Origin of the sequence: Vibrio sp. V12_P9A6T4, assembly GCF_963874835.1 — a bacterium.
Taxonomy (GTDB): Bacteria; Pseudomonadota; Gammaproteobacteria; order Enterobacterales; family Vibrionaceae; genus Vibrio; species Vibrio anguillarum.
The window spans coordinates 1-19613 of record NZ_CAWNJO010000080.1 but is presented as its reverse complement, the minus strand read 5'-3'; the positions used below and the strand labels follow the sequence as shown (position 1 = coordinate 19613).

Annotated in this window: 21 protein-coding genes and 4 tRNA genes; 22 read left to right on the top strand and 3 right to left on the bottom strand. The window is 45.4% G+C overall.

Annotated features, from left to right (window positions below; translation table 11 throughout):
- The first annotated feature begins 14 nt into the window (after positions 1-14).
- The 4 genes from AACQ42_RS13150 (at position 15) to AACQ42_RS13135 (ending at position 538) form a co-directional block, all read left to right on the top strand.
- Positions 15-91, top strand: a tRNA-Met gene (locus tag AACQ42_RS13150).
- Between the two features lie 33 nt (positions 92-124).
- Positions 125-200 (top strand) — tRNA-Gly (locus tag AACQ42_RS13145).
- 161 nt (positions 201-361) lie between these two features.
- A tRNA-Met gene (locus AACQ42_RS13140) sits at positions 362-438 on the top strand.
- Positions 439-471: 33 nt separating this feature from the next.
- A tRNA-Gly gene (locus AACQ42_RS13135) sits at positions 472-538 on the top strand.
- 559 nt (positions 539-1097) lie between these two features.
- Here AACQ42_RS13135 and queG read toward each other — a convergent pair.
- Positions 1098-2228, bottom strand: a complete 1131-nt coding sequence (gene queG / locus AACQ42_RS13130; protein ID WP_094166302.1) for a tRNA epoxyqueuosine(34) reductase QueG — start codon at positions 2226-2228, stop codon at positions 1098-1100.
- 220 nt (positions 2229-2448) lie between these two features.
- Here queG and tsaE point away from each other — a divergent pair, with 220 nt between their 5' ends.
- From tsaE to AACQ42_RS13085, 9 genes are all read left to right on the top strand, one after another.
- A complete protein-coding gene (gene tsaE / locus AACQ42_RS13125; RefSeq protein WP_010318946.1) occupies positions 2449-2913 on the top strand; it encodes a tRNA (adenosine(37)-N6)-threonylcarbamoyltransferase complex ATPase subunit type 1 TsaE in 465 nt (154 codons plus the stop codon).
- On the top strand, positions 2907-4628 hold the full coding sequence (locus AACQ42_RS13120) for an N-acetylmuramoyl-L-alanine amidase (RefSeq protein WP_017043316.1): 1722 nt from the start codon (positions 2907-2909) through the stop codon (positions 4626-4628). The genes tsaE and AACQ42_RS13120 overlap by 7 nt, the downstream gene beginning before the upstream one ends.
- Positions 4629-4630: 2 nt before the next feature.
- Positions 4631-6613, top strand: a complete 1983-nt coding sequence (gene mutL, locus AACQ42_RS13115) for a DNA mismatch repair endonuclease MutL (RefSeq protein ID WP_094166301.1) — start codon at positions 4631-4633, stop codon at positions 6611-6613.
- 15 nt (positions 6614-6628) lie between these two features.
- Positions 6629-7576 carry a tRNA (adenosine(37)-N6)-dimethylallyltransferase MiaA gene (miaA, locus tag AACQ42_RS13110; protein WP_026028407.1) on the top strand — a complete coding sequence of 316 codons (948 nt, stop codon included), beginning with the start codon at positions 6629-6631 and terminating at the stop codon, positions 7574-7576.
- A gap of 181 nt (positions 7577-7757) precedes the next feature.
- Positions 7758-8024 (top strand): RNA chaperone Hfq, encoded by a 267-nt coding sequence (hfq, locus tag AACQ42_RS13105; protein WP_013857931.1) that lies wholly within the window; start codon positions 7758-7760, stop codon positions 8022-8024.
- Positions 8025-8065: 41 nt separating this feature from the next.
- Positions 8066-9355: a ribosome rescue GTPase HflX gene (gene hflX, locus AACQ42_RS13100; protein WP_010318941.1), complete on the top strand. Its 1290-nt coding sequence runs from the start codon at positions 8066-8068 to the stop codon at positions 9353-9355.
- A gap of 45 nt (positions 9356-9400) precedes the next feature.
- Complete coding sequence (gene hflK, locus AACQ42_RS13095) at positions 9401-10594, top strand: FtsH protease activity modulator HflK (protein ID WP_010318940.1); 1194 nt, start codon at positions 9401-9403, stop codon at positions 10592-10594.
- A gap of 2 nt (positions 10595-10596) precedes the next feature.
- The gene (hflC, locus tag AACQ42_RS13090; RefSeq protein ID WP_013857929.1) at positions 10597-11577 is read left to right on the top strand and encodes a protease modulator HflC; all 981 of its coding nucleotides are present in this window, start codon (positions 10597-10599) and stop codon (positions 11575-11577) included.
- Between the two features lie 71 nt (positions 11578-11648).
- The gene (locus AACQ42_RS13085; protein ID WP_017043313.1) at positions 11649-11837 is read left to right on the top strand and encodes a DUF2065 domain-containing protein; all 189 of its coding nucleotides are present in this window, start codon (positions 11649-11651) and stop codon (positions 11835-11837) included.
- Positions 11838-11901: 64 nt separating this feature from the next.
- Here AACQ42_RS13085 and AACQ42_RS13080 read toward each other — a convergent pair whose 3' ends face one another.
- Together AACQ42_RS13080 and AACQ42_RS13075 are read right to left on the bottom strand one after the other, a co-directional pair.
- Positions 11902-12129, bottom strand: coding sequence for a SlyX family protein (locus AACQ42_RS13080; RefSeq protein ID WP_010318937.1), 228 nt, complete (start codon positions 12127-12129; stop codon positions 11902-11904).
- A 2-nt stretch (positions 12130-12131) separates the two neighbouring features.
- On the bottom strand, positions 12132-13112 hold the full coding sequence (locus tag AACQ42_RS13075) for a WD40 repeat domain-containing protein (protein WP_026027456.1): 981 nt from the start codon (positions 13110-13112) through the stop codon (positions 12132-12134).
- A 139-nt stretch (positions 13113-13251) separates the two neighbouring features.
- Between AACQ42_RS13075 and fkpA the strand changes: the two genes are divergently transcribed.
- The 9 genes from fkpA to AACQ42_RS13030 all read left to right on the top strand — a co-directional run.
- Entirely contained in the window at positions 13252-14040 is a 789-nt protein-coding gene (fkpA, locus tag AACQ42_RS13070) for an FKBP-type peptidyl-prolyl cis-trans isomerase (protein ID WP_094166300.1), read from the top strand.
- A 185-nt stretch (positions 14041-14225) separates the two neighbouring features.
- On the top strand, positions 14226-14945 hold the full coding sequence (locus AACQ42_RS13065; protein ID WP_013857924.1) for a helix-turn-helix transcriptional regulator: 720 nt from the start codon (positions 14226-14228) through the stop codon (positions 14943-14945).
- The gene (gene tusD, locus AACQ42_RS13060; RefSeq protein WP_094166299.1) at positions 14939-15343 is read left to right on the top strand and encodes a sulfurtransferase complex subunit TusD; all 405 of its coding nucleotides are present in this window, start codon (positions 14939-14941) and stop codon (positions 15341-15343) included. Before AACQ42_RS13065 ends, tusD begins: the two co-directional genes overlap by 7 nt.
- Positions 15340-15696, top strand: coding sequence for a sulfurtransferase complex subunit TusC (tusC, locus tag AACQ42_RS13055; protein ID WP_013857923.1), 357 nt, complete (start codon positions 15340-15342; stop codon positions 15694-15696). The genes tusD and tusC overlap by 4 nt, the downstream gene beginning before the upstream one ends.
- Before the next feature lie 9 nt (positions 15697-15705).
- A complete protein-coding gene (gene tusB / locus AACQ42_RS13050) occupies positions 15706-15981 on the top strand; it encodes a sulfurtransferase complex subunit TusB (protein ID WP_010318931.1) in 276 nt (91 codons plus the stop codon).
- 182 nt (positions 15982-16163) lie between these two features.
- Positions 16164-16538: a 30S ribosomal protein S12 gene (gene rpsL, locus AACQ42_RS13045; protein ID WP_010318930.1), complete on the top strand. Its 375-nt coding sequence runs from the start codon at positions 16164-16166 to the stop codon at positions 16536-16538.
- A 96-nt stretch (positions 16539-16634) separates the two neighbouring features.
- A complete protein-coding gene (gene rpsG, locus AACQ42_RS13040) occupies positions 16635-17105 on the top strand; it encodes a 30S ribosomal protein S7 (RefSeq protein ID WP_013857921.1) in 471 nt (156 codons plus the stop codon).
- 75 nt (positions 17106-17180) lie between these two features.
- Positions 17181-19277, top strand: coding sequence for an elongation factor G (gene fusA, locus AACQ42_RS13035; RefSeq protein ID WP_010318928.1), 2097 nt, complete (start codon positions 17181-17183; stop codon positions 19275-19277).
- 123 nt (positions 19278-19400) lie between these two features.
- On the top strand, positions 19401-19613 hold a 213-nt coding region (locus tag AACQ42_RS13030), incomplete at its 3' end, for a GTP-binding protein (RefSeq protein ID WP_254917431.1).

The window sequence follows — 19613 nt, the reverse complement described above, 5'->3', positions numbered from 1 at the left end:
TGACACAATACGGACGCGGGGTGGAGCAGCTTGGTAGCTCGTCGGGCTCATAACCCGAAGGTCGTTGGTTCAAATCCAGCCCCCGCAACCAAATTTAGATTAAGCGTAAATACGATTAATCATTGCGACACTAGCTCAGTTGGTAGAGCGCAACCTTGCCAAGGTTGAGGTCACGAGTTCGAACCTCGTGTGTCGCTCCAAATTCTTTTCGAAGAAAAGAATAGCGCCGCACAACCTAGTTAAGGTTGAGGTCACGCCTCTTTGTTTAAAGAAAGTGAACCTCGTGTGTCGCTCGACTTTCTTTTGTTAGAAAGTGAACAGGTTTAAGTTTTCATCGTACTTAACGGTGACACAATACGGACGCGGGGTGGAGCAGCTTGGTAGCTCGTCGGGCTCATAACCCGAAGGTCGTCGGTTCAAATCCGGCCCCCGCAACCAAATTCAGATTAAGCGTGAATGCGATTAATCATTGCGACACTAGCTCAGTTGGTAGAGCGCAACCTTACCAAGGTTGAGGTAACGGTTATGTGTCGCTCCAGCTTCTTTCAGAGTACTCTCTGAACTCAAACCAGTATTTGGTTTATGCTCTTTCTTTAATGCTGTGAAGCATAACTCCCTAAAATAAAAATAATCTGCAGTTCTAAGCGGATTTATTGCCGTCTTGATAACTTACGTGCTGAATTTCAATACACAGGTTAGTCTCTGTAGAATCTGGCTTTTCGTCGCTATTTATTCTTATTCATTAACAGAGTTATCCACAAAAATTAATTGTGGATAAGTTGGTGTATAACGTGTTTTTAGTGAAGTGCTGGTAAGTGTCAGTGAAAGATCTTTTAATGCGGCTCTGTTCTCTAATCTTGCTGTCTTTCTGTGTAACTAATTGTTTTTAAATTGATTTTTGTTATTTTGTCACCATTGTGTCAACTAACTGTATGATCATTAATATCAAGATCTTTGATCCTTGTCATTAATTGCTGATGTGGCTAACTTTTCTTAATTATAGAAAACAGTGTCGTGTTTAAAATTTTGTCCACAAATTGGTATTTTGAGATACATATCAAAGTCTGTGTTCATTAGTTATGCAATTACCTCATTTTTTACGCATCACGCGGTAACCCTTTCTCGACAATTCGAATTAAGCGCTGCTGCTTCTTATTGCTAGAGCATGCACTCGCTGGCTCCGATGATTTTCGTTTTTGTTCTACTAGCGCCCAATGTATATGTTCGTCTAATAAATCAGACAAGCCTAACCTCGTGTTTAGCGCTGCGATAATGCGTTGTGAATATGGCGCGTTTCCTAAAGCGATGGAAAGATTACGCAACCATTGCTGGTGGCCAATTCGGCGAATAGCCGAACCTTCCATATAACGTAAGAAGGTGGCCTCATCCCAAGCAAACAGTTCAACTAAGTCTGGTTCATCCAGTGCTTGACGGCGATGAAAATCACTTTGTTGAGTGAGGTCGGAAAAGCGATTCCAAGGGCAGACCAACTGGCAATCATCACAGCCGTAAATGCGATTACCCATTGCCTTGCGAAACTCTTCAGCAATTACGCCATCATATTCTATGGTGAGGTAAGAGATGCATCGGCGAGCATCAACAACACCGTCTTCTACGATGGCTTGTGTAGGGCATGAGGTGATGCAGGCTGTGCATTTGCCACATTGATTACTGCTTGGTGTATCGACCGGCAGCGGCAAATCAATCAGTAGTTCACCAAGAAAAAACCAAGAACCACTCTCTTTATCAAGGATAAGCGAATGCTTGCCAGTCCAACCAAGCCCAGCTTTTTGTGCTAAAGGCCGTTCTAGTATTGGTGCGGAGTCCACAAAAGGGCGATAACCGAGTGCCCCCACTTCTTGTTCAATCTTTTCGCCGAGTTTTTTGAGCTGGTTGCGTACCAGTTTATGGTAGTCACGCCCCAGAGCGTAGCGGCTGATATAAGCGTAATTGGGATTACTCAAATCACTGGCAAACCGAGCATCTGGGGGTAAGTAATTCATGCGTGCGCTGATCACGCGGACGGTGCCGGGAAGGAGTTCATGTGGCCTAGCTCGCATCATGCCATGGCGCGCCATCCAGTCCATCTCACCGTGAAATCCAGCATCCAACCATTTCTGCAAAGGCTCTTCGTGCTCACTGAGATCGATATCGCAGATCCCGACCTTTTCGAAGCCAAGTTCACGTGCCCAGATTTTAATTTTGTCTGCCAGTACTTGGTAGTCCATTATCGATGAGCTCGTTGCAAAAAGGGGCGAGGATCTTAACGGATCCTTTATTGAGGATCTAGGAAATGATCGTCTGTGATGTGGATTAAACTGACATAAAAAGCGAGTTTTTTCCTTTTACTTACAGAAGAGAGCTTGTCTCTCAATTCCAACCCAGTTTACTATTCGAGTTCTTTTGATTTTTATATAGTCAATTTTCGACACTTGAGAGCGGTAATTCATGAGTACTAAGATCTTTACCTTAAAAGACGAACAGCAAACGGTAAAATTAGGCGCAGCTTTGGCTAAGCGATGCTCTGCGCAAACCACGCTTTATTTGCATGGTGATCTCGGTGCTGGAAAAACAACCTTCAGCCGTGGCTTCATCCGCGCATTAGGCCATGTTGGCAACGTCAAGAGCCCGACTTATACCTTAGTTGAGCCTTATCAACTAGCCGATTGGCAAGTATACCATTTTGATCTTTATCGCTTGGCCGATCCGGAAGAGTTGGAATTTATGGGTATTCGTGACTATTTCACACCGGATGCGATCTGCCTTGTTGAATGGCCAGAAAAAGGCAGCGGTCTACTTCCAACCGCAGATATTGATGTTGAGCTACGCTACGATGGCGAACAAAGGCAAGCTTTTCTGAGTGCAAACAGCCCCTATGGATCCTCATTGCTGAGTCAGTTGGAGTTATGTTGAACATCATCCATTTGTTACGAACGATAACTCTATCGCTTGCGGTTTGGGGCTGTGCTTTATTTACTTCAACGACGCACGCGAATGCATTAGAAGGCGTGCGCGTTTGGCCTTCTCCAGATGAAACTCGAGTGGTTATCGATCTCAAAACTGAAGCGGATTATAGCTATTTCACTTTAAGCAGCCCCGAGCGTTTGGTGGTTGATTTAAAAAACACCACGCTTAATACAAAATTGCCGCTTAAAGTCACGGATAGCCCTGTTCTCAAGCAAATTCGTAATAGCTCGCCTCCGGAGAAAGGGACGTATCGCTTGGTGTTTGAGTTACAGCGCAAAGTGAACCCTCAGCCATTTAAACTTGCGCCAACGCCGGGTGGTCAGTATGGGCATCGTTTGGTGGTTGATTTACCCCACAATTTGGATAGTGATAAGGCGACAGTAAAACCGGCCAGCCAAACTAAAGTGAGCCGCGACGCTTCGCAGTTATTAGGAACCGAGGATATCGTGGTGGCTATTGATGCTGGTCATGGCGGAGAAGATCCCGGCTCGATTGGCCCGACCAAAAAATATGAAAAAAATGCCACCTTAAGTATCTCCAAGAAGATCGCAGATCAAATTAACGCCGTACCGGGAATGAAGGCGGTCATGACACGCAGTGGCGATTACTTTGTCAATCTCAATAAACGTTCTGAAATTGCGCGTCGTAATAAGTCACACCTACTTGTCTCCATTCACGCCGATGCCTTTCATACCCCGCAACCCAGGGGGGGCTCGGTGTTTGTGTTAAATACCAAGCGTGCGAATACGGAAATTGCTCGCTGGGTTGAGAACCACGAACAGCAATCAGAACTGTTAGGTGGGGCAGGTGAAGTGCTGGCAAAAAACAATAGCGATCGAAACGTTAGCCAAACCTTGCTGGACTTGCAATTTAGTCACTCACAAAAAGAGGGTTACAAGGTGGCAACTCATCTGCTAGGCGAAATGGGAAAAGTAGCCCATTTACATAAAGCAGAGCCAGTCAACGCAAGTTTGGCGGTACTTAAGTCGCCCGATATTCCTTCGGTGTTGGTTGAAACGGGTTTTATTTCTAACCCTACCGAGGAACAATTGCTATTTCAGCGCTCGCATCAAGATAAATTGGCTCGCGCATTGGCAACCGCCATCGTCAAGTATTTTGAAGAAAACCCACCCGAGGGCACTCTGTTTGCTAATCGCGGTAAGACGCAAAAGCACAAAGTGCAGCGTGGTGAATCACTCTCGGTTATCGCTAATAAATATGGCACCTCGACTCAAGCATTAATCGCAACCAACAAACTAAAAAATGCCAATTTGTCGATTGGTCAAATCTTAACGATTCCGGCCACGTCAGCTCCGATTCGCGTTCCTGTAGTCAGCAACCCAGTAGAAACGGAAATTGTTACGCATGTGGTGAAATCTGGCGAGTATTTGGGCAAGATAGCGAGCACGTATAAAGTGAGTGTGGATGCGATTAAACGCGAGAATAACTTGCGTTCAGACACCTTAACGCTGGGGCAGAAACTGAAGATAACGGTGAGTTTGAAGGATAAGCCGCTACGCAAGCATAAAGTTGAAAAAGGCGAGTTTTTGAGCAAAATTGCCAGCCAATATCAAGTGAGTCTGAATAGTATTCGCCAAGTAAACCAACTTCGGTCTGATCAGCTCGCCATAGGGCAAGTGTTGATCATTCCCAATAAGTAGTAATGAGTATGACGATTAAGATTCTACCCGCACGTCTTGCTAACCAAATTGCCGCAGGTGAAGTGGTTGAAAGACCGGCTTCTGTCGTTAAAGAGCTGGTGGAGAATAGCTTGGATTCGGGCGCCTCTCGTATCGATATCGATATCGAAAAGGGAGGTACGAAGCTTATTCGTGTGCGCGATAACGGACAAGGGATAGTAAAAGAGGAATTGGCGCTCGCTTTAAGCCGCCATGCAACTTCTAAAATTCACACCTTGGATGATTTAGAGGCGATCGTCAGCTTAGGTTTTCGTGGAGAAGCGCTCGCGAGTATTAGCTCAGTCTCTCGGCTTACATTGACGTCTCGTCCAGCCACGCAAGAACAGGCTTGGGCAGCATACAGTGAAGGTCGAGATATGGTGGTTAAGTTGCAGCCAACCGCACACCCGATTGGAACGTCTGTCGAAGTGCTCGATCTGTTCTTTAATACGCCCGCTCGGCGCAAATTTTTACGCACAGAGAAAACAGAATTTACTCACATTGATGAGCTACTAAAACGCATTGCTTTGAGCCGGTTTGATGTCACCATCAATGTGCGCCATAACGGCAAGATGGTACGTCAATATCGAGCGGCTAAAACGGCCGCTCAAGAGGAAAAAAGAATCGCGGCTGTGTGTGGCAACGCTTTTGTTCGCCATATGCTGAACATTGAGTTGGAACATCAAGGGCTTCGCTTGCATGGTTGGATAACGACTCCAGAAGGTGCGCGCCAGCAGAGTGATTTGCAATACTGCTATGTTAATGGGCGGATGATGCGTGACAAGCTGATTAATCATGCTATCCGGCAAAGTTATGAAACCAGCCTGAAAGGCGATCAGTTCGCCACTTATGTACTCTTCATTGAGCTCGATCCCCATCAAGTGGATGTGAATGTCCATCCCGCGAAACATGAGGTGCGTTTCCATCAAGCGCGATTAGTGCATGATTTTATCTATCAAGCACTCAGTAGTGCACTGGCTGAAAGCAAACACATTGAAAAGCCGCAGCTCAAACCATCGGCTTTTCATCAGCCCGATGCGGAGACTGTGGATCGCATTGAGAATGACACTGCAATTGATAGTGTGTGCCAAGAAACTGAGGGGCATAACACCGTTCCAGAGCAAGTGTGGCAAGCGATTGACAACACTCCCGCTTATCCACGAAAAGCTGAGCGAGAAAGCACAACCGCGCACGGCATAGCTGAAACGCCAAAGCGTAGCCATTGGCAGCAAAACGGCTCTCCATCTTCTTCTCGGGCGAAAGCTGAGCGCCAGCCAACGGGCTCACCTTCGAGCGGGGAAGTGAAGCTCTATCAAGAGCTGATGGCAACTCAACCGCCAGCTTCAGCAGTCGAACTTTCTCCTATTGCACATCAAGATCAAGGTGAAATGCTGCAGATCGAACAGTTGGGTAAAGCTATTGCGGTAATCAAAGGGCAGTACCTGTTAATGGGGTCCAAACAGGGCGTCGTATTGCTTTCTCTTATCAAAGGAGCATGGCTGAAAACTCGCGGCCAATTGCATACCGAACAAGGCGGCTTGAAAAGCCAACCCTTACTCGTGCCGCTCTCCATCAAGCTCTCAGCACAAGAACATCAAGCGTTAACGCATTGCCAGCCGATGTTGAATACGCTAGGGATTGAGCTTAAAGAACGTCATGGTTCAAGCATCATGGTGATGGGCGTACCTCAACCGTTGAGGCAACAAAACCTGCAAAACTTAATCCCAGATCTGCTATCTTACGTGTCCGCTAATTTTACGGCTGATGATGAACCTATTACGGTGGATCTTGTTGCCGATTGGCTGGCTGAACACATCACTGTGGTGAAAAGTGACTACACTTTGTCTGAAGCCATCCAAATGATTTCGGAACTTGAACAGCTTTGGCAAGGGCAACTTCCTCTTCATGATGCGAGTTTTGTCCGCCCCGTTGATTTTTCTACCACCATAGCGGCCTTGTTGGCATAACGAATTAAAAGAATGATGAATCAAACACAACCATTGGCTCTGTTTTTAATGGGCCCGACCGCATCAGGTAAAACAGATTTGGCGATTCGTTTGCGCCAAAAATACCCAGTGGAAATCATCAGTGTCGACTCGGCGCTGATCTACAAAGGCATGGATATTGGCACCGCCAAACCTAATGCGCATGAACTGGCACTCGCTCCCCATCGTCTGATCGATATTTTGGATCCAAGTGAAGCCTATTCGGCGGCAGATTTTCGTCGCGATGCATTACTTGCAATGCATGATATTACCGCGCAAGGTAAAATTCCTCTGCTCGTTGGGGGAACTATGTTGTATTACAAGGCTCTACTTGAAGGGCTTTCGCCACTTCCTGCAGCTAACCCTGAGATACGGCAACAAATTGAGCAAGAGGCTTTGGAGCATGGTTGGGGTCAGTTACACGATCAATTACAAACGATTGATCCGGTTTCGGCGGCAAGAATTCATCCTAATGATCCACAAAGATTGTCACGAGCATTGGAAGTTTACCGAATTTCAGGTAAAACTCTTACAGAGTTAACTCAAACGAAAGGCGAAAGCCTGCCATTTCGAGTTAAACAGTTTGCTATAGCTCCCAAGGAAAGGGCTGAGCTCCACCGTCGAATCGAACTCAGGTTTGAAAAGATGATCGAAGCTGGATTTGAAGAAGAAATGAAAGCACTTTATGCTCGAAACGATCTTCATCCGGATTTGCCATCGATTCGCTGTGTTGGTTATCGACAGATGTGGGACTATTTGGATGGGAATTGTACGTTAGAGGAAGCGGTATATCGTGGAATCTGTGCAACCCGTCAATTGGCCAAGCGTCAGATCACCTGGTTACGCAGCTGGGATGATTTAACTTGGTTAGATAGCGAAAACATTGATCATGCAGTAGAAACTCTCTCAAATGCCATAGCATCTGATGGAGTTAGCTGTGTATAATGTGATCGCTTTTGCGTGATGTACCCTGTAAAGGATCCGTTACTTGATATTTGGCATTATCGCCGTCATAACAAGTAGCAACGGGGTTTTTATTCATTTAGCTCAGATGCAAAGGCCGCACCAATAATGCAGTGCACCACTAGCTAAATAACTACAACAAAATACAAATAAGGAAAATAAAATGGCTAAGGGGCAATCTCTACAAGACCCATTCTTAAATGCACTACGTCGTGAGCGCATTCCAGTATCCATCTACCTTGTGAACGGAATTAAGCTTCAAGGTCAGATTGAATCCTTTGATCAATTTGTGATCTTACTGAAAAACACAGTCAATCAAATGGTGTATAAGCATGCGATTTCAACGGTTGTTCCTGCACGTGCAGTGAGCCACCACACTGCTGAGCCACGCACTGGGTCTGATCGTCCATCAGACAAATCAGAAGAGTAATTCTCTGATTAGTATTATTTACTTACAAAGGAGTTGGTTGCTTGTTTGACCGTTACGAAGCCGGTGAGCGAGCGGTACTTGTTCATATCAACTTCACGCAAAAGGGTGAGTGGGATGATCTCAGCGAGTGTGAAATGCTGGTTTCTTCTGCTGGAGTGTCGACACTGCAAATTATTACTGGCAGCCGTCAAACTCCACACCCTAAATATTATGTCGGTGAGGGTAAAGCCCAAGAGATAGCGCATGCGGTTCAACTTGTTGAAGCGGATGTGGTGATCTTCAACCACGCTCTTTCTCCTGCCCAAGAACGTAATCTTGAACAACTATGCCAATGTCGAGTGATTGACCGTACTGGCCTCATCCTCGATATTTTTGCCCAACGAGCACGAACCCATGAAGGGAAGTTGCAAGTAGAGCTGGCACAATTGCGCCACATCTCTACGCGATTAATTCGTGGTTGGACGCACCTTGAGCGACAAAAAGGCGGTATAGGCTTACGTGGACCTGGTGAAACGCAGCTAGAAACCGACAGACGTTTATTGCGTGAACGTATTAAAGCGATATTACGCCGCTTAGAGAAAGTCGCTAAGCAGCGAGAACAAGGACGCCGAGCTCGAAATCGAGCTGAGATTCCCACCATATCGCTAGTGGGTTATACCAATGCGGGGAAATCAACGTTATTTAATCGCATTACTGAAGCTGGGGTTTATGCAGCCGATCAACTGTTTGCAACCCTAGATCCTACCTTGCGGAAAATCGAATTGGCGGACGTTGGTACTGCCGTTCTCGCTGACACCGTAGGATTTATTCGTCATCTGCCGCACGATTTAGTCGCAGCATTTAAAGCCACGTTACAAGAAACTCAAGAAGCTGACATTTTGTTACATGTTGTTGATGCCAGTGATGAGCGTTTTCGTGAGAATATCAAAGCCGTTCATGACGTATTAGAAGAGATTGACGCCCATGAGGTGCCAACGCTTGTCGTCATGAACAAGATCGATAATCTAGAAGGCCAACAACCTCGCATCGAAAAAGATGATGAGGGAATACCGAGAACCGTGTGGTTATCAGCCATGGATGGACAGGGTATTGATCTGCTTTTCGAAGCATTGACAGAGCGATTAGCGAGTCAAGTCATTCAATATCAATTGTGTATTCCACCACTGCACCAAGGTCGCATTCGTAGTGCATTTTCACAAATGAAATGTATTCAACAAGAAGAATATGATCCAGATGGTAATTTGTTGATTAACATTCGTATGCAGCAAGTTGATTGGTTTAGACTAGAAAAAAGAGAAGAAGCAGTTTTGCGTGACTTTATAGTTACTTAAAGGACTGCTACAGTATAACGTCATATCAAATGATGGAGCTTTCTAATGGCGTGGAATGAGCCCGGTAATAACAACGGCAACAATGGCCGCGATAATGACCCTTGGGGTAATAATCGTGGTGACAAAAATAAAGGTGGCCGTGATCAAGGACCGCCAGATTTGGATGAGGTTTTCAATAAACTGAGCCAAAAACTGGGTGGACGATTTGGTGGTAAAGGCGGCAAAGGCCCTTCATTCTCTGGTGGTAGCGCAATTGGCTTTGGAGTCATTGCTGCAATCGCCGTTGCGGTGTGGTTCTTTTCTGGTTTCTATACGATTGGTGAAGCTGAGCGTGGTGTCGTGCTGCGCTTAGGTAAGTATGATCGCATCGTTGACCCGGGTTTGAACTGGCGTCCTCGCTTTGTTGATGAGGTGACGGCCGTTAACGTACAAGCGATTCGCTCACTGCGTGCATCGGGTTTGATGTTGACCAAAGATGAAAACGTGGTCACCGTCGGCATGGATGTACAATATCGCGTATCTGATCCATACAAGTACTTGTATCGTGTGACTAATGCTGACGATAGCTTACGCCAAGCAACCGATTCAGCATTACGTGCCGTGGTGGGTGATTCTTTGATGGACAGCATCTTAACCAGTGGCCGTCAGCAAATTCGCCAAAGTACCCAAACGACCTTGAATCAAATCATTGATAGCTATGATATGGGCTTAATGATTGTCGATGTCAACTTCCAGTCGGCTCGTCCACCAGAGCAAGTGAAGGACGCTTTCGATGATGCGATTGCGGCGCGAGAAGATGAAGAGCGTTTTATTCGTGAGTCTGAAGCGTATAAGAACGAAATTCTGCCTAAAGCAACAGGCCGAGCAGAACGTTTGAAGAAAGAAGCGCAAGGTTATACAGAGCGCACGATTAACGAAGCATTGGGTCAAGTGGCACAGTTTGAAAAACTGCTCCCTGAGTATCAAGCCGCGCCAGATGTGACACGTAATCGTCTCTACCTAGATACTATGGAAGAGGTGTATTCAAACACATCTAAAGTGCTAATTGATTCAGAATCCAGTGGCAATATGCTTTATCTACCGTTGGATCGAATTACAGGCCAAGAGAGTAAGAATGACACCAAACGTCAAGATAAATCATCATCAACCTATGATCAGATAGAGCTTGATTCACCAACCAGCAGTGATACAGGTAATACACCGTCTCGCTCTAGCAATACACGTCAAGGGAGATATTAGTAATGCGTAAGTTAATGATCCCAGTATTAGTGATTGCACTGGTATTGATGTTGATGTCGCTGTTTGTGATTCCTGAAGGTGAGCGCGGTATTGTTGTCCGTTTCGGTCGTATTCTGAAAGATAACAATGAAATTGCTCGAATCTACGAACCGGGTTTGCATTTTAAAATGCCACTGTTTGATCGAGTAAGAACGTTAGATGCGCGCATCCAAACAATGGATGGTCGCTCTGACCGTTTCGTGACTTCAGAGAAAAAAGATGTGATCATCGATACCTATGTCAAATGGCGTATTGAAGACTTTGGTCAATACTACTTGGCAACGGGTGGTGGCAATGCGTTGACGGCACAAGCACTGTTAGAGCGTAAAGTGACAGACATTCTGCGTTCTGAAATCGGTTCTCGTGAAATCAAGCAAATTGTTTCAGGCCCACGTAATAAAGATGTCTTGCCGGAAAGTGCTGATGATGAAGTCGTCACGACTGAGGCTGCCAAACAAGCATTGGAAATCGATGGTCAGCGTGACCAAGTGATGGAAAATGTGTTGGAAGATACACGTAAAGGTGCACTGAAAGATTTGGGCGTGAGAGTGGTTGATTTCCGTATTAAGAAAATTAACCTTCCAGATGAAATCAGTGAATCGATCTACCGTCGTATGCGTGCTGAGCGTGAGTCAGTCGCTCGTAAACACCGCTCTCAAGGTCGTGAAAAAGCCGAAGTCATTCGTGCTCAAGCTGAACTTGAAGTGGCGACTATCTTAGCGGAAGCGGATAAAACGGCTCGCGTAACTCGCGGTGATGCTGATGCTAAAGCAGCGAAGATTTACTCAGATGTGTACAGTAAAGATCCTGAGTTTTACGGGTTCTTACGTTCGCTGAAAGCCTATGAGAAATCATTTAGCGAGAAGAGTGATATCTTGGTGCTTGATCCTAAGAGTGATTTCTTCAAGTACATGAATAACACCAAAGGTTTGACAACGAAATAATTGACCGTTGTTTATTCAAAGGCTCCTTCAGGGAGCCTTTGTCGTTTATTGGCTTTAAGAGAGAAGGCACTATGTCGAATTCAATCTGGCTTGCTGTGGGGCTGGTGTTAATTGCAGAAGGTATTGGACCGTTAATCGCCCCTAATGGCTGGAGAAAGATGGTGGCAGAGCTCAGCCAGCAGCCCGATCATCAACTGCGCCGCATCGGTGGTTGTCTCGTCGTTGCTGGGGGCATCATTGCTTACTACTTCGCACGATAGTGATGCACAATAGCGCGGTAACCGATTTATTATGATCAGTTTATCACTATCAGTATCATCACTATCAATAGTGAGGTGGTGGAGTCTCTTCTGATGGATCCGCTAAATGTGAGGCATCCATATTTTTGACTTTACCAGCCACATATTTCATTTGGTCTTGCATTTTCGTTAGCATGAGCTGCTGTGTTGATAATGCTTGATTGAGTTCATCAATGGTTTGTTCTTGGAAAGCAAGTTGGCATTCCAAGTCACTAACACGCTGTTCTAATTGCTGAATATACTTATCGTTCATAACTAATCGTCGAGTTTCCAAGCTTGAGCAATACCTGCAGAGCTTCCGGTAATAATTCGTTGCTGATGATCAAAGGCCGCATCATACACCACCGCAGTGGGTGGGCGAGCATCTTTTAGCGGTTCTACTTCGAATCCTTGCTGTTTTTTACCACTTTGAGTATCCCAAACCGCGACTTGGCTTGAAGGATTCCCTGTCACAAGCAACCTGCCATCATCGGAAAAACGCGCCGTAGAGAAAATCAATTGTCGTGAAAAACTGCGCAATTTCGCCTGTTCCTTACCCGAGGAGAGATCCCAAATAATGGATTGATTACCACCATCGGAGGTAAAGGCTAATTTTCCCTCTCGCTGCAGCGCTACTCGATTCACCCGCTGCTCATGTTCAAACGATCGTAAAATTTGCCCACTTTGCGTATCCCAAAGGTAGGCAAAATAATCATTACCTCCCGTCAGAGCAAAGCGGCCATTGGGCGATAGGGCGACAGAATTCACTTTTTCTCGATGAGCAAGGAACTCTAGTCGACGTCCAGTGACTAAATCGACGTAAATCGCTTTACCATTGGATAAACCGAGTAGAACTTGTTTTCCGTTATTGGCAATGTCAATGTCTCGGATCAGCCCATCGGAGATGGACCACAAACCTTGAGCTTGTGTCCAACCTAAGTCCCATACGGCAAAGTTAATTTGGCTAGCGGTCACGGCAAAACGGCCATTATCGGAGAGTCGAATATGAGAAACGGTATTGGCTTGTGGGTCTTGAGGTCCCAATTCGGCTAAGGTTTTGTTTTGTTCAAGATCCCATAGAACGAGTTGTCTTTGTTTGGAATAGAGTAGCGCAAAACGACCATCGCGGCTTAAACCGAAACTGGTCGAACCGTTTGGTTCTATATCCCAACGTTGTACATCGCTGTTAGAGAAAAAACAGCCATTTAACATCAAGATGACAATGCAACCTAGGATTGAATGAGAAATTATTCGCATCAAGTCTAATTATCCGCTTTGAGTGTAAAGACAATCTATCAACATATCGCTATATTGGTACAACTCTGTTTAGCGCACCAGTTTTTCACCGAAATTTGTGCGTAATAACAAAAGGTTTGCCTACAAATTGGAGAAATAAATGAAATCATTGTTTAAAGTGTCACTGCTTGCGGCAACCGTCATGCTTGCAGTTGGCTGCCAGAAAGATGAAGCCCCGAAAACTGAAGCAGCACCTGCAGCAGAACAAGTACAAACGGAAGCGGGAAAAACGGTTCACTTTAAAACAGAAGATGACAAAGCGGCTTACGCGATTGGCGTCTCTTTTGCAAATTACCTCAGCACCAGCATTGAAAAACCAGCCGAAATTGGTATCAATCTGAATAAAGATCTGGTTCTAAAAGGGATTGAACATGTCTTCGCGGGCAATGCTGAGTTGAGTGAAGAAGAGACACGCGCAGCGCTAGAAGCTCTAGATAAACGCGTTTCTGAAACCATGCAAGCGAAAGCCTCTGAAAAAGCGGCTGCTGCTGAAAAAGCTGGTGACGAATTCCGCGCTGAATTTGAAAAACAAGATGGCGTAAAGAAAACTGAATCTGGCTTACTGTACCAAGTACTGACGCCAGCAAAAGGTGAGTCACCAAAAGAGACCGATACCGTTCAAGTGCATTACAAAGGGACACTGGCTGACGGTACTCAATTTGATAGCTCGTATGATCGTGGTGAGCCAGCGACATTCCCACTCAATCGGGTTATTCCTGGTTGGACAGAAGGTGTGCAACTGATGCAAGTGGGAGCAAAATACAAGTTTGTTATCCCGCCGCAACTGGCTTACGGCGAGCAAGATACGCCGACTATTCCAGCAAACTCAACACTTGTGTTTGAAGTGGAGTTACTAAAAATTGATAACGGTAGCGATGCGGCTAAATAATATCAGCCATTGTTGAACCGTTGTAACCAGCTCAAAGGCCTGATGAATCAGGCCTTTTCTGTCTCTAACGACTCACTAATTAGTTGTTCTAAATCACTTGTTAGTGACTTAACAGAGTTTTCGATTAAAATTTTCTGATAAACTTACGCCAATTTGTTGATTTTTCGCTCTAAGGCTAGATAACAGTGACAACGACAGAAACTCTAAACGCGGATATGTTGCTTGAAATGGAATCCGTGCACGTGATGCCATTTAGTGATCACGATAAAATCATTCTTCGATCTTATGAAGCTGTGGTTGACGGTATCGCCAGCCTGATTGGTCCTTTTTGTGAGATCGTTCTGCACTCATTGGAAGATCTCAATACCTCGGCGATTAAAATTGCCAATGGTGAAAACACGGGACGTCAAGTGGGTTCCCCGATCACCGATCTTGCACTGCGTATGTTGAAAGATATTGAAGGATCGGAGCGTAACTTCTCACGATCGTATTTCTCTCGCGCCAAGGGTGGTGTGTTGATGAAATCGATTACGGTCGCGATTCGTAATGGTGATAACCGAGTCATTGGCTTACTTTGTATCAACGTCAATTTAGATGCTCCGTTCTCACAAGTTCTGCAATCATTCATGCCGACTCAGGAAGCTCAGGAAGCCGCCTCATCGGTTAACTTTGCCAGTGATGTGGAAGAGCTGGTGGATCAGACGGTAGAGCGTACCATCGAAGAGATCAACGCCGATAAATCAGTGTCTAACAATACCAAGAACCGTCAGATCGTGATGGAGCTGTACGACAAAGGCATTTTTGACATCAAAGATGCGATTAACCGCGTAGCTGATCGGCTCAATATCTCTAAACATACTGTCTATCTCTACATTCGCCAACGCAAGACCGGAGATGAATGTTAGTGGAGCCAGTATTGAGTTACACATTATTGGTCAATGGCTCAGTGTATGGCACACAGGCAGCGCGTAGTGCTTATCTGTTTGCCTGTGCATTGCTAGAAAAAGGGCATTCACTCGAGCAAGTATTTTTTTATCAAGATGGTGTTTTCAATGGCTCTGCGATCACCGCGCCTGCGAACGATGAGTTTGATCTTGTGAAAGCATGGCAGAGGCTAGCTACTGAACACCATGTACGCTTAGAAACCTGTGTTGCTGCAGCGTTACGTCGTGGCATTATCAGTGAAAATGAAGCTCAGCAACACCAGCTCACTGCGCATAATTTGGCACAAGGTTTTGCACAAACTGGGTTAGGAAGCTTAGCTGAAGCGTTATTAACTCAAGATCGAGTGGTACAGTTTTGAAAAAAATCGGTTTTGTTTTTCATTCTTCGCCTCATTCTAGTTCGGCTGGAAGAGAAGGGCTGGATGCTGTACTGGCAGCCTCTGCCTATTGTGATGCGATCTCGCTCTTTTTTGTTGGGCTTGGCGTGACGCAAATCGTCGCCAACCAATCACCGCAACAACTGCTTAGCCGTGATTACATCAGTGCGTTTAAACTGCTTGAGTTATACGATATTGAACACCTTTATCTGTGTGAGCAAAGCGTTGAAGAGTTGGGGTTAGCATCAGCTCAATGGGTAATTGATGTTGAAAAAAAATCGCCTCAGCAAATCGCTCAGTTACTTCACGAGTGCGATCAAGTACTAACTTTCTAAGGTGTACCTATGCTGCATATTGTAAAAGACACGGCAAAACTGGCCTTAGCGCAGCGTTATTGTTTGGCTGAGGATAGTATTATCTTGGTTGAAGAAGCGGTTTATATGAGTAACCCTAGTGCGGGCTCTTTTTTACTACTCAACGATCTGAACAGGGTTTATGTCTTACTTGAGGATCTCTGCGCGCGTGGTGTGCAGGATCTCTGCTCAGTACAAATTACCAAAGTGGATTTCTCTGGTTTGGTTGAACTTACTACTAATCATGAAAAATCAATCACTTGGTAGGTTTTTTTATCACTATTACCCTTCTATTACCCACCCTTTACTTATGGTGGTTAAAAAAGATCTGTATATTTCTTGACACACCTCTCACTGCTGCATAGAATTTTGCGTCCCTATTTGTACTAAGTGCACTAGGGACTAGATTTTTCACAAAGCTTACTTTAAGTAAATTCAGGAGCTAGTTAATGGCAACTATTAACCAGTTGGTCCGCAATCCTCGTGTAAAGCAAGTTGTTAAAAGCAACGTGCCAGCACTAGAAGCGTGCCCACAAAAACGTGGTGTATGTACACGTGTTTACACTACTACACCTAAAAAACCTAACTCAGCACTTCGTAAAGTATGTCGTGTTCGTCTAACGAACGGCTTCGAAGTGACTTCGTACATCGGCGGTGAAGGTCACAACCTTCAAGAGCACTCAGTTGTTCTTATCCGTGGCGGTCGTGTAAAAGACCTTCCAGGTGTGCGTTACCACACAATCCGTGGTGCACTTGACTGTGCAGGCGTAAACGACCGTAAACAAGCTCGTTCTAAATACGGTGTGAAACGTCCTAAATCTTAATGGATTTCCGTTAAGTAAGGCCAAACACTAAATTATTTAATTTTTGAAGAAACTGAAAAGTTTTGGATAACCTGAAAAAGACAACGGAGAATATCCATGCCACGTCGTCGCGTTATTGGTCAGCGTAAGATCCTTCCAGATCCAAAGTTCAAGTCTGAACTGCTGGCAAAATTCGTTAACATTCTTATGGTTGACGGTAAAAAATCTACTGCAGAGAAAATTGTTTACACTGCACTAGACACTATGGCTGAGAAATCTGGCAAAGGTCACTTAGCTGTATTTGAAGAAGCTCTTGAAAACGTACGTCCAGCGGTCGAAGTTAAATCTCGCCGCGTGGGTGGTTCAACTTACCAAGTGCCAGTAGAAGTACGTCCGGTTCGCCGTAACGCACTTGCTATGCGTTGGGTAGTTGATGCTGCGCGTAAGCGTGGTGAAAAATCTATGGCTGCTCGCCTAGCTGCTGAAATGCTAGACGCGTCAGAAAATAAAGGTACTGCTGTTAAGAAACGTGAAGACGTTCACCGTATGGCAGAAGCGAACAAAGCATTCGCTCATTACCGCTGGTAATACCTTCTGTGCTGCGAGGTTCTCTCGCAGCACATTTTCATACTCTAAGGATTACCTTAGTAAGAGGATACAATCGTGGCTCGGAAAACTCCTATTGAGCGCTACCGCAACATCGGTATCTGTGCTCACGTAGATGCAGGTAAAACAACCACTACTGAGCGTATTCTGTTCTACACTGGCCTTTCTCACAAAATCGGCGAAGTTCACGATGGTGCTGCAACCATGGACTGGATGGAGCAGGAGCAAGAACGTGGTATCACTATCACTTCTGCTGCTACGACAACCTTCTGGCGTGGTATGGAAGCACAGTTCCAAGATCATCGCGTAAACATCATTGATACCCCAGGACACGTTGACTTTACAATTGAAGTAGAGCGTTCACTTCGTGTGCTTGATGGTGCAGTGGTTGTATTCTGTGGCTCATCTGGTGTTGAACCCCAGTCTGAAACTGTATGGCGTCAAGCTGACAAATACGGTGTTCCTCGCATGGTGTTCGTTAATAAAATGGACCGTGCTGGCGCAGACTTTTTACGCGTTGTAAACCAAATTAAACATCGTCTTGGTGCGACTCCTGTTCCTATTCAATTAAATATTGGTGCGGAAGAAGAGTTCAAAGGTGTCATCGACCTTATCAAGATGAAAGCCATCAACTGGAATGAAGCCGATCAAGGCATGACGTTTACTTACGAAGACATTCCAGAAGATATGCTTGAGTTGGCCGAAGAATGGCACAACAACCTAGTAGAAGCGGCAGCGGAAGCTAGTGAAGAGTTAATGGAAAAGTATCTTGAAGACGGCGAGCTGACAGAAGCGGAAATCAAACAAGCGCTACGGACTCGTACCATTAACAATGAAATCGTATTGGCCACTTGTGGTAGTGCCTTTAAAAATAAAGGCGTACAAGCGGTATTGGATGCGGTTGTTGAATATTTGCCTTCACCGGTAGATGTACCAGCCATTAAAGGCGTGGATGAAAACGAGAACGAAGTAGAACGTCACGCTGACGACAACGAACCTTTCTCGGCACTTGCATTTAAGATTGCCACTGACCCATTTGTTGGGACATTGACTTTTATGCGTGTTTACTCTGGTGTGGTGAACTCTGGCGATGCCGTTTACAACTCAGTGAAACAGAAAAAAGAACGTTTTGGTCGTATCGTACAGATGCATGCCAACAAACGTGAAGAGATTAAAGAAGTTCGTGCTGGCGATATTGCGGCTGCGATCGGCTTAAAAGATGTCACGACAGGCGATACGCTGTGTAACCCAGACCACAAAGTGGTTCTTGAGCGCATGGAATTCCCTGAGCCAGTGATTCAAATTGCGGTAGAGCCTCGCTCTAAAGCTGACCAAGAAAAAATGGGTATTGCGCTAGGTAAACTGGCGGCGGAAGACCCATCTTTCCGTGTCGAAACCGATAAGGAAACAGGTCAAACGTTGATCTCTGGTATGGGTGAGCTTCACCTAGACATCATTGTTGATCGCATGAAGCGTGAGTTCAGTGTGGACTGTAACGTTGGTAAACCACAAGTGGCTTACCGCGAAACTATCCGTGGAAAAGCGGAAGTAGAAGGCAAGTTCGTTCGTCAATCTGGTGGTCGTGGTCAATATGGTCACGTTTGGCTTAAGATTGAACCTGCGGAACTCGGTGAAGGCTTTGTCTTTGTCGACGAAATCGTTGGTGGTGTGATTCCTAAGGAATACATCAGCTCGGTTGCGAAAGGTATCGAAGAGCAAATGAACAACGGTGTGTTAGCTGGTTATCCGATTCTGGATGTGAAAGCGACATTATTCGATGGTTCATATCATGATGTCGACTCAAGCGAGATGGCGTTTAAGATTGCTGGTTCGATGGCGTTCAAGAAAGGTGCTTTAGAAGCGCAGCCTGTTCTTCTTGAACCAATGATGAAAGTTGAAGTAACTACTCCAGAAGATTGGATGGGTGATGTTGTGGGTGACTTAAACCGTCGTCGCGGCATGATTGAAGGTATGGATGAAGGCCATGCAGGCCTTAAGATTATCCATGCTAGAGTCCCTCTATCGGAAATGTTTGGTTATGCAACAGACTTACGATCTGCCACTCAGGGTCGCGCCTCTTACTCCATGGAGTTTGCAGAGTACGCTGATGTGCCAAAAAATGTTGCAGAAGCAATCATTGCAGAACGTGGTTAACTGTTATTTGTTTAATAACGAATCTATTGCGCTGATGAGAGTTGGCGCATAAAATAGCAATTTCTGGCGCGTCTTGAGCTATATGTGACTCAAGACGAATCATAACTAGGAAGGAACACGATCGTGTCTAAAGCAAAATTTGAACGTACGAAACCGCACGTAAACGTTGGTACTATCGGCCACGTTGACCACGGTAAAACAACTCTAACTGCTGCTATCTGTACTACACTTGCAAAAGTGTACGGTGGTGAAGCGAAAGACTTCGCATCTATCGATAACGCTCCAGAAGAGCGCGAGCGCGGTATTACAATCAATACTTCTCACGTAGAGTACGAT